The sequence below is a fragment of the Kitasatospora sp. NPDC059827 genome (assembly GCF_042731675.1).
Lineage (GTDB): Bacteria > Actinomycetota > Actinomycetes > Streptomycetales > Streptomycetaceae > Kitasatospora.
This window is the reverse complement of record NZ_JBHWIV010000084.1, coordinates 24,190-38,653: the sequence shown is the minus strand read 5'-3', so window position 1 is coordinate 38,653 and position 14,464 is coordinate 24,190. Positions and strand designations below refer to the sequence as shown.

Sequence of the window (14,464 nt, the reverse complement as noted above, 5' to 3'; positions counted from 1 at the left end):
GTCATCCGGAACAAGATCGACACTCACCCGGACAGCCTGCCGACCAAGATCGTCGAGTACAAGGGTACAGCTCAACTCATTCTGAAACGATCAGTAAGGGCTGTCCCGCAATGCGTGGCACTTCCCTGCTGTGCCGGACGCAGCGGCTAGGGTTGTCCAGATTGATATGCTCTGTCCACGTGACGGACTCGGACCCTGTACGAGGTGATCAAGCAGTGGAGTTCGCCTGCTGGAACTTCGGTGCGCCGGATCTGGCCCGTCGAGGACTCACCGCGGGCTCCGCCCCCGTTGAGGTGTTGCTCGTGGACATCGAGGCGGACTTGGTCATCAGCGACGCCAGCCTCACGGTGTGGAGCGAGGACAAGTTCCCGGTGGCCGAACTGGCCCGTGCCCTCTCGCTCTGGCTCCGCCTTCCGGACGGTGAGCGGGGGAACTTCACGTTCGACTCGATGAGCTATGAGGTGCCCGGCGCGGTCCAGATCATGGCGACCGATGAGGTCTGGCGGGTTGGCTCTGTCTTCGCGCCAGACACTTGGAGCTCTCCTGCAGCCTGGGTGAGCCTCGTGCCGGACCTTGTTGCGTTCGTTGAAGCGGTGAGGGGCAAGGTGACCGCGCTCGGGATCGAGCCCGACTTCATCCCAGGCCCCTGAACCGCACATCTTCGCCGATGCGCCGGTGGGATGATCTTGGCGTGTCTCGTGTGATCATGGCCTCGGAGCCGTCCTGGATAGGCCCATTCACGGGGCTGAGCCCGCGCGCGTTCCGCAAGCTGATCACGATGCTGCGCCGGGAAGGTGCCGACGATGTACGGCCCGGGCGCCCCTGGTCGTTGCCACTGGAGGACCGTGCGCTCCTCGTCGCGGCCTACTGGCGCACGAACCTGACACTACGACAGCTCGCTCCGTTGTTCGGGATCTCGAAGTCCGCGGCAGACCGCGTCGTCGACCACCTCGGGCCGCTGCTGGCACTCAAGCAACGGCAGCGGTTCCACAAGGACGCCGTGCTCATCGTGGACGGCACCCTGGTCCCCACCCGCGACCACAGCATCGCCGAGAAGTCGAAGAACTACCGATACTCCACCAACCACCAGGTCGTCATCGACGCCGACACACGACTGGTCGTCGCCATCGGACACCCCGTCCCCGGCAACCGCAACGACTGCAAGGCCTGGGTCGAGTCCGGGGCAGCGGCCATCGTCGGCCGGACGACCACGATCGCCGATGGCGGCTATCCCGGAACCGGTCTCGTCATCCCGCACCGCCGTCCAGCCGGCGGCGAGCTGTGCGAATGGAAGAAGGAGCACAACTGCTCCCACAAGCAGGTCCGAGCACGCGTCGAGCACGTCTTCGCCCGCATGAAGACGTGGAAGATCCTCCGCGACTGTCGGCTCAAGGGCGACGGCGTCCACCACGCCATGCTCGGCATCGCCCGCCTGCACAACCTCAGCCAGGCCGCATAGCCGAGCGGTCACCCCGGCACGCCGTTCGCTCCAGCGCGCCGGAGATCAATTGCGGGACAACCCTTAGCAGCGGACCCTTCAGTCCGCGGCGTCCCCGAGAAGCTTGGCCTCCATCGCGAGCAGGTCAGCCTCACTGACAAGCGGAGCAGTCCAGTTGTTGCTCCGGGCGTGCGCGATGAACCGCGGGTCGAGCGCGACATGATGGCGCTCGACATAGTGGGCCAGGTCCGAGTACCAGAGCCAGTGTCCGTCCGTCAGCAGGTGCAACCCGCCGATCACGGCATTGTCGGGGCTCAGAACGTCGTGCACGAGCGTGGTCGTGGCGGCCAGGACCGCACCGGCGCGCAGGTACTCGACCAACTCGCGAGCATGCGTCGGTTCCTGGGCGCGAACGGCGGACCGAAGCGATGGTCCGTCCGGCCTGCCGTGCCCAAGCTCCCTGAACTCACCGACGAAAGGGAACGTCTCATCGATCACCCGCAGAGGGTAGAGCACGAAGACTGCACGATCGACTGAGATCTCAAACGCGGTCTGAGGCACGGTTCCGCTACTGACCTGGCGAACGGCGACGCAACAGGAGCGCAGTTCAACTCGCCCTGAAACCATCAGTAAGCCCCGATCCGATCGGCTCTCCGCCAATGGAACAACGAACACTAACTCGCTGTACCCGCCTGCCAGGCGGGTACAGCCTCAGCTGGCAGGAACGTCCGTCGTGGCCGAGTCGTCCGCGCTGCCGGACAACGGTCCCGGGATGGCGGTCTTGATACCTGCACCGCTTTTCCGAGGCCTCCCCTTCGGGCGGCGCACGGGCGCCTCCGCGCCCAGCCGCGAAAGCTCCTCCGCACTCCAGCCCGCAGCCTCCGCGGCCGCGAACGCCTGGCCGTACGGCACCTCGGTCTCGGCCAGCTGGTCGCGCAAGCGCTTGCGCTGCGCCATGAGGCCGGCGAGCGGCACGATCGCCTTCTCGCGCCCCTCCTGGATCTCACGCATCCGCCGAAGGAATTCGTCATCTCTCGTCATGCCGGGGATCGTAGAACCGCCGTCCCCGACGGTCTCGAACCCGCTCGCAGGTGTCACCCGTATCGGTGATTCGCGACCATCACCCCGGCGTATCTACGAGCAGGTAATTCGACAACGAACCAGAGTGGCGAAGCGGGAGTCCGGCGAGGGACGGGGTCGCTCCGGATCCGTGAGAAAAACGTCCTCACAGAGCCGAGGAGCAGCGAAGGTGAGTGCCACGCAGGGTGGACGGCGCCGGGAGCGGCAGACCCAGTCACCCCGGTCGAACCGGGTGAATCTCGCCTACGACGATGTCGAGCTGACCATCGTACGGGAGGCCGCGAAGCGCGATGGCATGGCCGTGTCCGCGTGGGCGGCCCGCAAGGCACTGGCAGTCGCCAAGGATCAGCTCGTGCCGGTGTCGGCGGACGCCCGGGATGTGCTGGCCGAGCTGATCCGGTCGCGTGGTGAGTTGGTGCGGCTCTGCGCGTCGATCGGGCTGAGCGACGACAACGCCACTCACCCCATTGTGCCCCTCGTCGAGGAGGCCGTACGGCGGGTCGACCGCGCGACGCTCCAGGTGATGCGGGAGCGAGCGTCGCGCTGGTGATTCCGAAAAGGGCGAAGGGTGGGAACGACACCGCGGGGCTTCTGTTCTACCTCTACGGTCCCGGAAAGCGGGACGAGCACGAGGACCCTCGGATGGTCGCCGCGTGGGCACCGCGGGTGCCCGACCCCGCGCGGTCGGCGAACACGACGGTGGGGGACCTGGGGCTCCTGCTGGACGCCCCGGTGCACGCCCTCCCGGGCAACGTCCCCGCCGAGCACGTGTACCACGTCGCCGTGCGCACGGCTCCCGAGGATCCGCTCCTGACGGACGGGCAGTGGGCCGAGGCCGCGGCGGCGATGATGAACGCCGTCGGCATCGCCCCGCACGGTGACCCGTGGGGTTGCCGCTGGGTCGCGGTCCGGCACGCGGACGACCACATCCACATCGTCGCGACGAAGGCCCGGCAGGACGGGATCCAACCGAATCTGCGGCAGGACATCGTCCGGATGCAGCGGCTCGCCCGACAGCTCAAGACCCGATGGAATCTGCGTCCGCTGACGTCGGGGGACCGAACCGCGAAGCGCTGGCCCACGACGGGCGAGACGCGAAAAGCCTCCCGCCGCCACCTGCCGGAGAGCGCACGCGACCAACTCGAACGAACCGTCCGTACGGCAGCGGCCTCCGCCGCGGGCGAGGACGACTTCTTCGCACGCCTCCGCTCTTCCGGAGTGCGGGTGACCCAGCGCGTCGGCGCGCAGGACAACGCGTTCACCGGCTACGCGGTCGCGCTCCCGGGCGACCGGGACCGGGGCGATCGCGCGGTGTGGTTCGCGGGCTCGAGCCTGGCCTACGACCTGTCGCTCCCCCGTGTCCGGGAACGCTGGCAGGTCCCGATCCCGGCGCCCGAAATCCCGCCCGACATGCTCTGGCAGACGCTCGAACTCAACCTCGACGTGGTCTCCGGGCGACTCGGCGCCGACGGGCCACGGCAGGGTGCCGGTGACGTCGCCGCCCTCGGCGACCTCCTCGTCGTGGTGGCCGAGAACGCGCCGTCCCTCACCGGGCCGGCTCTGCGCGCTTCCGCAGCCGAATTCGAACGGGCTGCACGGGCACCGGGCCACCGCGACCTCGACGGGGAGGCGCGGCTGCTGCTGCGTTCCTCGGTCCGGATCCTCGTGTCCGCGGCAGAGTCGTCAGGCCGTAACGACACCGTCGCCTTCCTGAGCTTCCTCCTCGCCCTGGCCACAGCCGTCAAGGCGGCGCAGCTGTGGCACGAGGAGCAGGGCTACCGCCTCCAGGCCGAAGCCGCGGCCCGAACGGGCCGACCGCTACGGGAGGCGGTGGAACTCGTCACCGGGGCATCGTCGGTCGGTGCGGGAACCCGGCCGCGTACGAGTGGGACGGGACCGTCGCCACTGGCCGAGGTCGTGGCTCGGGCCGTTCCCGCTCATGCGCCGGCCGTACTCCTGGACCCAGCCTGGCCCGCCCTGCGCGAGCGGCTGTCCGCGTTGGGGCGGCACGGCGTCAGCCCCGTCTCGGTCCTCGCCGCGGTGGCCGCCCGACGTGAGCTCAGGTCAGCCGAGTCCGTCGCCCAGGTCCTCGTCTGGAGGCTGGACGGCTGGGCCGCCGCTCACAGCGTTCCGTTGGACGCAGGAGCAGCAGCTGCTGCTCCGCAGGCCGACGCCGCGCCAGCGCACCCTCCGCGGGCGATCCCAGGTTCGACCGTCGGAGCAGGACACTCCCCCGGCCGTGGAGCCGACGGCCCCACCCGGAGCCGCTGACAGACAGGAGACCCCGATGACCATGCCCTACCCGGGCGAGCCATTCGCCGAGGCCGTCGGAGAAGCGGTGCAGGCATCCACGATGGCGGTACGGCTGGTGCTCGCCGTCGCGGACGCGGTCCGCCGTGCGGCGCAGCGAAGGACGGGCGGGGAACGCCAGCTGCCGCCGGTGGACCAGGCCCTCCCCGAGGCGGCCGGGGACGTGAAGGCCAGGCTCGTCCCGGACGTCGCGTGGGCCCTGATGTCCGGTCCGGACTGGCCCGCCATGGCGCAGCAGTTGGTCGCGTTGCGGCAGGCCGGTGTCGACCTCGATCACTTCCTCCCGCAGGTCGGGGACATCGCCGTCGCGGTCCGAGACGCGGTCGCCGCCGACTCGGCGCGGGTCGCAGCGGGGCGGACGCAGGAGTGGGCGCGGGTGCTGCGTGCGACCGTTCCGGCGGGCCCGGTGCGCGAGGCCATCCTCTCCTCCCCCATCTGGCCGGAGATCGCCGCGACCATGCAGGAACTCCACGACCACGGCATCGACGTCCGACGGGTCCTGGCCGCGGCCTACGCCGAGGGGCTGGGAGTCGACCGAGCGGTCGGCCGGACGCTCAACGCCCCTCAGCGATCGGCCGCTGCTCCGAGCCGGGACGCCGTGCTCTCCTACGGTCCGCTGACGGTGGGCCTGGACCTGCCGAAGGACCTCGACCTCGGAAATCGCCGTAGGGCGCTGGCGCAGCTGGGGGTGAGCCAGGCGGAGAACGGCCGCTTCGTCCGCTGGGTCCACGAGGCGATGCCCGGCCGTGAACGCGAGGCGGGGCTGCTGGTGGGCTCCCGTCAGTGGCCCCTGCTGGCCGCCCGGATGGCACGTATGCAGGACGACGGCCGGTCCGTCCCGGACCACCTCGTCCGGCTGATGCGCGACCGCGGCTGGGAGGCCGGCCCCGTCTCCCAGCTCACCGCCCGCCTGATCCACGCCACCGTCGCGGCCTTGCACCGCCCGACGCACGACGACCTCGCATCGGGCCCAGTCGTGACCAGCGCGGCAAGGGCCTCGTCAGCGGCCGCCGGGCCTCCGTCACGAACGCGTGGCACAGCACTCACCGGCCCCGGCACCGCTCCGCGCCGCGCTCCGGTCCCTCGCCCCGGTACCGGACGGTCCAGGTGAGCCCAGGCCCGGTATGCCCAGCTGGGAGGCGTTCCGGTCGACGCGCTTCTCTGCCCGACGGTCAGGAGGCCTGGACCACCGGCGGGCGGCTGGTGCGGGGCGTAGGCGGTCAGGTGAAGAACGGGTCGTCCACGATGTGGACCCAGCCGCCGTCCGGCTGGCGCCGGAGGATCTCCGTGGTCGTGGAGATCACCGGTTCGGGGCCGGCGCCCGTGAGCGTGGCGGTGTTCGACACCAGGGCGATGTCGTCCACCTGCCGGATCTCGCGCGGTTCGAGCTCGAGTCGGGCGCCGCTGTCGATCAGTTGTCGCAGGGCCTTCCGGATGGCCTCGGTGCCCACCAGGTGGGTTCCGGGGGTGGGGACGAAGTGGGCGTGCGGCTCGTACAGCGAGAGCAGGCCCTCGATGTCACCCGCCGCCAGGTACTCCGTGAACATGGCCCCGACTTGCTCGGGCGTCCGGGCACGGCGCCGGGCGACGGCGCCGACGGGACGGTCGCCCCAACCCGCCATGGCGATCAGGTCGTACCAGGTGGGCTCAGCGCCGTACGGCAGATGGTGGCGCAGCACTGCTCCCGGGAAGGTCAGCGGAGTCGCCTTCTGCGGCTTGGCGGTGGCCTGGGCGACGATCGCGTCGCTCAGCGCGTAGGCCAGGTCCATGCGCGGGAGCACGGCGTGCACCTCGTCGGCGAGGCCGGCCGGAAGGCTCTCGCGTCGGACTCCGAGGATGTCGGTGCCGATGCCCTCCTGCGCCAGCCGCACCTCTGGGCCCTTGCGCCCGGCGATGCCCTCCGAGGTGTGCAGGGCGATGGCGTCCCAGGCGATGGCGATGCGCCGTTCCTCGACGCCGCGTTCGCGGAGGAACGCCGCCGCGGTGTCGGCACCGTCGACCTCGAAGCGCTGGTCGCCGTTGCCCTCCTCGCTCAGCCCGATGTCGTGCAGGACGCAGCTGAGGAACAGCAGTTCGTCGTCGTAGTCGGTTCCTGCGCGCAGGCCCTGGTGCCGGGCGTGGGCGCGGGCGAAGACGTAGCTGCGGACGCTGTGGAAGAGGACGAAGTCGGGTGTGGCCCGCTGCGCACAGGCGTAGGCGTCCCGGGACAGGTCCGTGTCCGGGAGGCCGAGCCGTTCGAAGACGGGCAGGGGTGCGTCGGTGGTCACGGCAGCTCTCTTTCCGATCAGGGTGGCGTCGCCGTCGTACAGGGGCAGGCCGCCCGCGTAGGGGATCAGCCCGCCGTTGGTGTGCTCGGTCGCGGGCACCGGGCCGCCGGGCCCGCAGAACTCCCACAGCTTCTCGCTCGGGGCGTCGAACAGCACCGACGTCTTCGCCTTGGCCAGCGCGATCTCGATCGAACCGAGGATCGCCCCGTCCATTCGGGCGAACGCGACCAGGTGTCCGCCGCCGTCGACGACGGCGATGTTCATCGGGACGCCGATCGCCACGGCGTGGGCGCGGGCTCTTTCGATCGCGGCCTGGGCCGCATCCAGCTTGATCCTCATGGTGCTCACCCCTGTCGGCTCACCGCGGAGGCGTCCCCGTCGAGGCCGTGCACAACCACCGCACCCGGTGGTGACGGCAGGAGAGCGTTTCCCGTGGTCATGAACCGACCGTAGGGGCAGACGGAGCGAGGCAGTCAGTGGCACGAGTGCCATCCAGGGATAGGATCATGCCATGGGAGCCCACACCCCCGACGGCAAGCACCACGTGGTCGTGGTGGCGCTCGAGAACGTCCTCGCCCTCGACATCGGCATCCCGTTGCAGGTCTTCGGAAGCTGGCCGGACGGGCCGTACTCGATGACGGTGTGCACGGAACGGCCGGGCCTGGTTCCGATGCACGGCGGCCCGGCGCTGTCCGTCATCGACGGGCTGGACGCCCTTGAGACCGCGGACACCGTGATCGTCCCGGGGTACCTGGAGCCCGACCCGCCCTCCGCCGCGGTCACCGCCGCCCTCGCACAGGCGGCGGCCCGCGGCAGCCGGATGGTGTCCATCTGCTCGGGGGCGTTCGCCCTGGCCGCCGCCGGCCTGCTCGACGGCCGCCGGGCCACCACGCACTGGCGCTACGCCGCGGCACTCGCCGGCCAGTACCCGCGGGTGACGGTGCAGCCGCACGAGCTGTACGTCGACGAAGGCCAGGTACTGACTTCGGGCGGCGTCGCCGCGGGCCTCGACCTGTCCCTGCACCTCATCCGCCGCGACCACGGCGCCCGTCTGGCGAACCAGCGGGCCCGCCTCCTGGTAACCGCCCCGCACCGCACCGGCGGTCAGGCCCAGTTCGCCGACCTGCCGGTGACCGCGGACCCCTCCGGCACCACAATGCCGGTGTACGAGTGGGCCCTGCGCCACCTCCACCAGCCGCTCACCGTCGACCAGTTGGCACGCCAGGCCCGCATGTCCCGCCGCACACTCATCCGCCGCTTCCACACCGACACCGGCCGACCGCCCATGAGTTGGCTGCTCGACGCAAGACTCGGCCTCGCCCGGGACCTCCTGGAATCGACCGACCTGACGGTCGAAGCCATCGCCCGACGCTGTGGCCTGGGCACCCCGGCCAACTTCCGCACCCTGTTCAAGGCACACGTCGGGGTGCCGCCACGCACCTACCGCGAGACCTTCAACTCCACTGCTGCAAAGAGCCATTGACCGCTTTCCAAGCTGTACGGAGCAGTCTCTTCCCTGCGCTCATCCTCGGGCAGCGGGAATCCGTCGGCTCTCGACCAAAGCCTCCCACCCCCAGGGAGCTGCGTACGTCGGGCAGCGGGAAATCGTCGTACACCCTCTACGGCCTGGTGGCACCCGCGAAGTCGGAGGCGGGCATGTCGGTGACGGGAGCCCTCTTGACGACGTCCCCGGTCTTCGGCGCGGAGATCATCACCCCGTCGCCGAGGTAGAGGGCCACGTGGTAGACGTGACCGTTGCCGTGGCGCCAGAAGAGCAGGTCGCCGGTTCGGAGTTCGGCCTGGGCGACGGGGTGGTCGGCCGTGGCAGCGTACTGCTCGGCGGCGGTGCGGGGGAGCTGGCGGGCAGGCCAGTAGGCGTACTGGACCAGCGCTGAGCAGTCCCAGCCGAGCGTGGAGTCGGCCAGGCACTGGCCGCCGCGGAAGCCGTCCTCGCCGTCGCAGTGGCCGTGGCTCGGGCCGGCGGGGCTGCCGCCACCGTAGCTGTAGGGAACACCGAGCTGGGAGGCGGCCTTCCTCGCGGCGGCCGGGCCGACACCACTGCCGGAGATCTCCGACAGCAGGCCGGCTCCGCCGATGCGGCCCAAGTTCCCCATGATTTCGGCTACATAGCGTTGCGTCTCGCCGTAGGGCGGAACACCACGGCTGCCCTGGACCGCAGCCCAGCCCGCGTTGTAGCCGGCGAGCGCCAGGCGCCGGGGGTCGTCGGCGATGCCCGATGCCCGCGCTTGCACGAGCAAGCTGCACATCAGGCGGCCCTGTGCCATCACCGCGTCCCCGATGTCGTACGGCGACGCGGAACCGCTCTGGTCGTCGTCGCGCCCCCAGGTCGCCCAGGTACCCGGCATGAACTGCGCCGGACCCTCGGCGCCGGCCGGACTGCGGGCGTCGACCCGGAAGCCGCTCTCCTCGAACAACTGGGCCGCGAGCAGGGCCGGGGTCAGCCCCGGTTCGTGGCACTGGCGGGCGGCCCGGAACACCCAGGGGCGATACGCCTCGGGCACGCCGTCCACCGCCACACGGTCCGCTTCGGCAGCCCCCGCCGTCGCCACCAGGGCAAGCGCCGCACCGATCGCGCCGAGGAAGAGGGCGAGCAGCCCACCGAATCCGAGCAGCACCTTCTTCACCGGAATCCCCCTTCACCGGAATCCCCTTGAGTCGTGCACGGATGGGTCCGAACGGGCGGCTGCGCGTGCCTTCCGAACGGCCGATGCCGTTACGCCATGCAGTCGAATGATTACGCTACCCTCTGTGGCCGAAGGAGTTCGATCTGCCAACGCAAGCAGCCAGGGAAGGTTGCGACATGACAGCCAATCCGGTGGTACCCGTTCAGCGCACGCGCGTCGTCCCGCTGTACGGAGTACTGCCGGTCCACGGATACGACATCGCCTCCGCCGTCGTGCTCCGGATGCTCGACGACGAGGGCGGCCGGGGCACACGAGCCTGCGGACTCGGGCCGGGGGAACCGGTGCCGTACGGCGTCCAGCCAGTCCTCGTCGCCCCGAGCACCGTCTACGGCATCGCCTCGGTCGAGGCGATCGTCCAGGGCTGGCCGACGGGCGTGGTGCCGAGGCCCTGGCTGGTCGTGGTCGCCGACGCTCCTGCCCGTCCCGCGCCGGCCGGCCGCTACCGTCTCCGCGCGCTCGGCGGACGCCTCGCCGGAACCACCTACCTGCCGTACCTGCCGGTACTCCGCTCGGTCGAGCGAGCGGAGGACGCCCTGGCCGATGCCGTCGTGGCGCGCGCGGCTGCCCGGCTTCGCGCCCAGCTCGAAGGGAAGTGACAGATGTTCATAGCGGAAGACCTCATCCCTGCCGCCAAGCCGACCAAGATCCCCGGCATGGACGGCATGGTCTCGACCCTGTTCGGCTACGGCTTGTGGCTCCTCGTCCTCGCCGGCGTCTTCGCCACCGGGTTCGGTGTGTTCAAGCTCGCCACGGCCGAGAAGAGCCGCCACGGCGGCGGCAGCGAACCGTTCAAGTGGATGGGGGCCGGAGTCGCGGCGATCCTGTTGTCCGGCTCGCTGATCAGCATCCTCAACGGCATCGTGGGCTGACCGGTGCGGACCCGGAGGAGGGACGGAGTCCTCTCACGTTCTGCCCTGTGGAGCGCGGGGGCGCTGCTCGCCATCGTCGTCGGCCTGACCGGTTACACGGCCCTGTCCGGTGGCGATGCTCAGCCGTCGAAGGCTCAGCCCAGCGAACCCCCGGCCACCGCGGTCGCAGCGCCCCCGCTACCGGTGTCGACGTACAGCCTGCCGACCACGTGGACCGAACCGCAGCGATGGCTCGCCGCGCCCCGGGGCACCCGTACCGTCGGCAGTCGGGAAGTCGGCTTCCCCCACAGCACCGACGGCGCGATCGGCATGCTGGTCGCCTCCTCCGGCTTCGACGTCGAGGGCTCCACGACCCTGGTGGACGAACAACTCACCTTCTACACGACCTACACGGCTGCCTCCGATCGGACCCCGACCAGGGAGCAGCGGATCCGCCAGGGCGCAGCGAAGGCGGACGCACGCGCCCGCTCCACGATGGGCCTGCCGGAATCGGGCCCGTTGCCGGCCGGCGCCTGGGTTCGAACCCACCTGGTCGGCTTCAAGCTCGTCCAGGCCCAACCCGACTCCGTCACCGCCCACTTGCTGCTGCGCACCGCCCAGAAGGCCGGTGAGACCAGGCCCGAGGCCGTGTCGTACGCGGTGGGCACCATCGGGGTGGTGTGGCGGGACGGAGACTGGAAGCTCGACCCCACCGGCGGTACGTCCCCGGCTCCGGACTCGGTGCCGGAGATCGCGGCCCCCGGCGACCCCGCCTTCAACGCGCAGGGTTGGACCGCGATCAGGCAGGCCTCGTGAGGAACCGTCTGGTCGCCGCGCTGCTGGCTGTCGTCACCCTGTGCGGCCTCGTCGCACTCGCCCCGCCCGCGATCGCTGACGACAAGCCCGGAATCATCGGTTCGCTCGCCCAGGCGGGTTGTGAGTACGGGGTGGTCGGGGCCTACGACTACCTCACCAACGGCCACCACTGCGAGCACATCGGTGAGACCGTCGATCGGACGATCGAGGCCGAGTGGACCGACGTCTGGAACTCCACCATCGGGGAACTGCTCAAAGCCGGGATCGCCTTCGTCAAGGCCCTGGTGAAGTTCACACTGACGGTCGCCCTCCAGGGGCCGTCGCTGCGGCTGGAGGACACCGGGCTGTTCGGTGAGCACGCGACCTTGGCCGGCATGCTGGTGTGGCTCGGGCTGATCATCTCAGTGGTCGGCCTGGTGTGGCAGATCGGGCGGATGGCCGTCACCGGGCAGATGCGTCACCTCGGCCAGGCCCTGAGCGGGTGGCTGCAGAACTGCCTGTTGTGCGTGGGCGGTGTCGCGGGCGTCGCACTGCTGCTCAGGGCAGGGGACACGCTGACCGACGGGCTGGTCGACAACACCTTCGGCGACACCGGGGCCGCCACCGGCCACATCGTCGACGTCCTGGTTCCCCATGTGGTCAACCCCTTCATCGTGATCTGCGGCCTGCTGGTCCTGGTGCCGGTCGGCTTCGTCCAGCTCGTGCTGATCTTCCTGCGGAACTCCGCCATCCCGATCCAGTGCCTGCTCCTCCCGATCGCCGGAGCCGGCCGGGTCGGCGGCGAGACCACCCGCAAGTGGGCTCCGCTGCTGATCAGGTCGATCCTCATCGGCATCGCATACAAGCCGATGGTCGCGGTCATCATCTGCACCGGCTTCGCCGAGTTCGGCCATGCCGACTCGGTGGTCGAATGGCTGCGCGGGCTGACCACGCTGCTGCTCGGGGCACTCGCCCCGGCCGCGTTGGTGCGGATCTTCGGACCGGTCGCCGACGAAGTCGGCACCGCCATGGGCTCGGGCGGAGCGGTCGCCGCCTTGTCGGCCGCCGGGGCTTACGCCGCCCGCAGAGGGCACAGCGAGGGAGCCGAATCCGGAGGCCCGGGCGCCGAGGGCGGGAGCGGGGCGACCAGTGCGGTCGAACACGCCCGCCGTGTCGAGCAGTCGATGTCCACGAACGCGGGCGTCGACGGGCAGTCGTCGACGGGCGGCGATGCGCTCTCCCAGGCAGCTCGTAACCAGGCTGCCCGGATTCCCGCACCAGCTGCGCCCCTTGACGGCACGCCCGGCGCCGACGGCGCACCGGGCTCCGGCGGTTCGGGGCCTGCCCTGGGCCCAGCGGGTGCAGGAGCAGCAGGCACCGCGGCGGGTGGGGCGGGCCTCGCCATCCAGGTCCTGGACGGACTGAACAGCGCTGTACAGCGCGGCGCGGGTGAGATCGGGAACGGATCGGAGGGACAGCTGTGAGTGCCCACGAGGTACCCGACGGGTTGATGGTGAGCGGCCTGCGCACCCGTCGCTCCTTCGGGATGGGGAACCTGTCGAAGGAAGCAACGATCGGTGCGGCAGCGGTCCTGACCGCGGATGGTCTCATCGGCGTCCGCCACCCGGCCAGCCTGCTCGTCACCCTCCCGCTGACCGGGGCGGTCGTCGGTCTGGCCGCCGTCCGTCGGCACGGGATGTCCGCGCTGGCCTACTACCGGGCCAAGTTGGCGTGGCAGCGCGGATACCGCACGGGGACCACCTCCTACCGGCGGGTCCTCCTCCCCCAGCCCTACGTGCTCGACCTGCCCGGGGTAGGGGCGAGCTCGTCACTGATCGCCGCCCACGACCCGACCAGCGGCCGCAAGGTCGGTGTCGTCCACGACCGCACCACGGGTCGGATGACGGTCTCAACGCTGCTCGCGCCCAGGGGAAGCCTCATGGCCCCCACCAGTGCCGTCTGCTCCGGGCTGCGAACGTGGGGCGAAGTCCTCAACACCATGTCGACGGCCGAGCAGATCAAGGGCGCCTCGGTCACCATCCAGATCACCCCCGGAGCCGGCGAGGCCCTGGCCGACGACGTCCAGCACCGACGGCGACCCGACGCCCCTCGCCTGGCGCTGGACGTCATCGACGAGCTGGTGCGCACCACTCCGCGTGCCACCGCCCAGGTCGCCTCCTGGCTCAGCGTCACCGTCGATCCGTGTGCCACCGCCAACCCCCCGACCGACCTCGCCGAACAGGTCGGCGAGACGCTTCGGGTGGTCGACACCCTGGACCTGAGCGGGACTGGCACCGACATCGTCCGCCGGACCACCCCGACCGACCTGCGCCGGATCGTCCGCTCCGCGTACGACCCCGGCGTGGCCCTCGCCCGGGACGAGCAGTTCGACGAACTGCAGTGGGGCGATTGCGGTCCGATCGCGGCCGACGACTGGGTGGAGTCCTATGCACACGACGGCGCGGTGTCCGCCAGCTGGGTGCTCCAGGAGATGCCCCGCCGCCCGATTCCCTACAGCACTCTGCTGCCGCTGCTGGCCCCGGGCCGCTTCCGCCGACGGATCACCCTGGGCTACCGGGTCCTGGATCCGCACGAGGGCGAGGCACTGTTGGAGCGGGAGATCTCCGCCGCCGAGCACCGGGCACAGGCCACCGCCGAAGTGAAGGGCCGCGCCAGGTGGAGTCAGAAGGCGGACTACCAGCGTGCCGAGCAGGCCGCCCGTCAGGTCGCCGGCGGGGCCCAGGTCGTCGACTGGACCCTGTGGGTCACCGTCACCGCCGACAAGCCCTCCGAGCTTCCCGCTGCCCAACAGGAACTCAAGCTCGCGGTCGCCGGCACCCGGGGGATCCGCATGCGACCGGCGTTCGGTGCTCAGGCCGCCGTCTTCGCAGCCGGACTGCCCATCGGTTACAACCCCCTGGTGAAGTAGAGGAGTTCTCGATGCCGGACAAGGCGCAGCTCCGCACTCCTCGGTGGGCCCACGAAGAGACTCCCCCGGGCCGGGCGCGGTCCCTGGGACAC

The 14,464-nt window shown here is 70.6% G+C and carries 15 protein-coding genes; 11 read left to right on the top strand and 4 right to left on the bottom strand.

The features are described from left to right. The first annotated feature begins 215 nt into the window (after positions 1 to 215). Positions 216 to 650: a hypothetical protein gene (locus ACFV8H_RS34245; protein ID WP_380407700.1), complete on the top strand. Its 435-nt coding sequence runs from the start codon at positions 216 to 218 to the stop codon at positions 648 to 650. A gap of 41 nt (positions 651 to 691) precedes the next feature. After that, positions 692 to 1,459 carry a transposase gene (locus ACFV8H_RS34240; RefSeq protein WP_380407699.1) on the top strand — a complete coding sequence of 256 codons (768 nt, stop codon included), beginning with the start codon at positions 692 to 694 and terminating at the stop codon, positions 1,457 to 1,459. 78 nt (positions 1,460 to 1,537) lie between these two features. On the opposite strand, the gene ACFV8H_RS34235 is transcribed toward ACFV8H_RS34240, so the two are convergent. After that, positions 1,538 to 1,936 (bottom strand): hypothetical protein, encoded by a 399-nt coding sequence (locus tag ACFV8H_RS34235; protein WP_380407697.1) that lies wholly within the window; start codon positions 1,934 to 1,936, stop codon positions 1,538 to 1,540. Between the two features lie 213 nt (positions 1,937 to 2,149). Further along, positions 2,150 to 2,479 (bottom strand): hypothetical protein, encoded by a 330-nt coding sequence (locus ACFV8H_RS34230; protein WP_380407696.1) that lies wholly within the window; start codon positions 2,477 to 2,479, stop codon positions 2,150 to 2,152. A 208-nt stretch (positions 2,480 to 2,687) separates the two neighbouring features. On the opposite strand from ACFV8H_RS34230, the gene ACFV8H_RS34225 reads away from it, so the two are divergent. From ACFV8H_RS34225 to ACFV8H_RS34215, 3 genes are all read left to right on the top strand, one after another. Then, positions 2,688 to 3,068 (top strand): hypothetical protein, encoded by a 381-nt coding sequence (locus ACFV8H_RS34225; protein WP_380407694.1) that lies wholly within the window; start codon positions 2,688 to 2,690, stop codon positions 3,066 to 3,068. Between the two features lie 92 nt (positions 3,069 to 3,160). Beyond that, positions 3,161 to 4,789, top strand: coding sequence for a relaxase/mobilization nuclease domain-containing protein (locus tag ACFV8H_RS34220; protein ID WP_380407692.1), 1,629 nt, complete (start codon positions 3,161 to 3,163; stop codon positions 4,787 to 4,789). A 16-nt stretch (positions 4,790 to 4,805) separates the two neighbouring features. Then, entirely contained in the window at positions 4,806 to 5,939 is a 1,134-nt protein-coding gene (locus tag ACFV8H_RS34215) for a hypothetical protein (protein ID WP_380407690.1), read from the top strand. Between the two features lie 109 nt (positions 5,940 to 6,048). Here ACFV8H_RS34215 and ACFV8H_RS34210 read toward each other — a convergent pair whose 3' ends face one another. After that, positions 6,049 to 7,434, bottom strand: a complete 1,386-nt coding sequence (locus tag ACFV8H_RS34210) for an SgcJ/EcaC family oxidoreductase (RefSeq protein WP_380407688.1) — start codon at positions 7,432 to 7,434, stop codon at positions 6,049 to 6,051. A gap of 172 nt (positions 7,435 to 7,606) precedes the next feature. Between ACFV8H_RS34210 and ACFV8H_RS34205 the strand changes: the two genes are divergently transcribed. Continuing rightward, positions 7,607 to 8,578 carry a GlxA family transcriptional regulator gene (locus ACFV8H_RS34205; protein ID WP_380407686.1) on the top strand — a complete coding sequence of 324 codons (972 nt, stop codon included), beginning with the start codon at positions 7,607 to 7,609 and terminating at the stop codon, positions 8,576 to 8,578. Positions 8,579 to 8,714: 136 nt separating this feature from the next. On the opposite strand, the gene ACFV8H_RS34200 is transcribed toward ACFV8H_RS34205, so the two are convergent. Next, the gene (locus tag ACFV8H_RS34200) at positions 8,715 to 9,740 is read right to left on the bottom strand and encodes an NlpC/P60 family protein (protein ID WP_380407684.1); all 1,026 of its coding nucleotides are present in this window, start codon (positions 9,738 to 9,740) and stop codon (positions 8,715 to 8,717) included. A gap of 176 nt (positions 9,741 to 9,916) precedes the next feature. Between ACFV8H_RS34200 and ACFV8H_RS34195 the strand changes: the two genes are divergently transcribed. The 5 genes from ACFV8H_RS34195 to ACFV8H_RS34175 all read left to right on the top strand — a co-directional run bounded on the left by ACFV8H_RS34195 (position 9,917) and on the right by ACFV8H_RS34175 (position 14,372). Then, positions 9,917 to 10,396: a hypothetical protein gene (locus ACFV8H_RS34195; protein WP_380407683.1), complete on the top strand. Its 480-nt coding sequence runs from the start codon at positions 9,917 to 9,919 to the stop codon at positions 10,394 to 10,396. A 3-nt stretch (positions 10,397 to 10,399) separates the two neighbouring features. Next, positions 10,400 to 10,669 (top strand): hypothetical protein, encoded by a 270-nt coding sequence (locus ACFV8H_RS34190; protein ID WP_380407681.1) that lies wholly within the window; start codon positions 10,400 to 10,402, stop codon positions 10,667 to 10,669. A 183-nt stretch (positions 10,670 to 10,852) separates the two neighbouring features. Continuing rightward, positions 10,853 to 11,464 (top strand): hypothetical protein, encoded by a 612-nt coding sequence (locus tag ACFV8H_RS34185; protein ID WP_380407680.1) that lies wholly within the window; start codon positions 10,853 to 10,855, stop codon positions 11,462 to 11,464. Next, complete coding sequence (locus ACFV8H_RS34180) at positions 11,461 to 12,927, top strand: hypothetical protein (RefSeq protein ID WP_380407678.1); 1,467 nt, start codon at positions 11,461 to 11,463, stop codon at positions 12,925 to 12,927. The genes ACFV8H_RS34185 and ACFV8H_RS34180 overlap by 4 nt, the downstream gene beginning before the upstream one ends. Beyond that, positions 12,924 to 14,372, top strand: coding sequence for an SCO6880 family protein (locus ACFV8H_RS34175; protein WP_380407676.1), 1,449 nt, complete (start codon positions 12,924 to 12,926; stop codon positions 14,370 to 14,372). Before ACFV8H_RS34180 ends, ACFV8H_RS34175 begins: the two co-directional genes overlap by 4 nt. Positions 14,373 to 14,464: the final 92 nt, after the last annotated feature.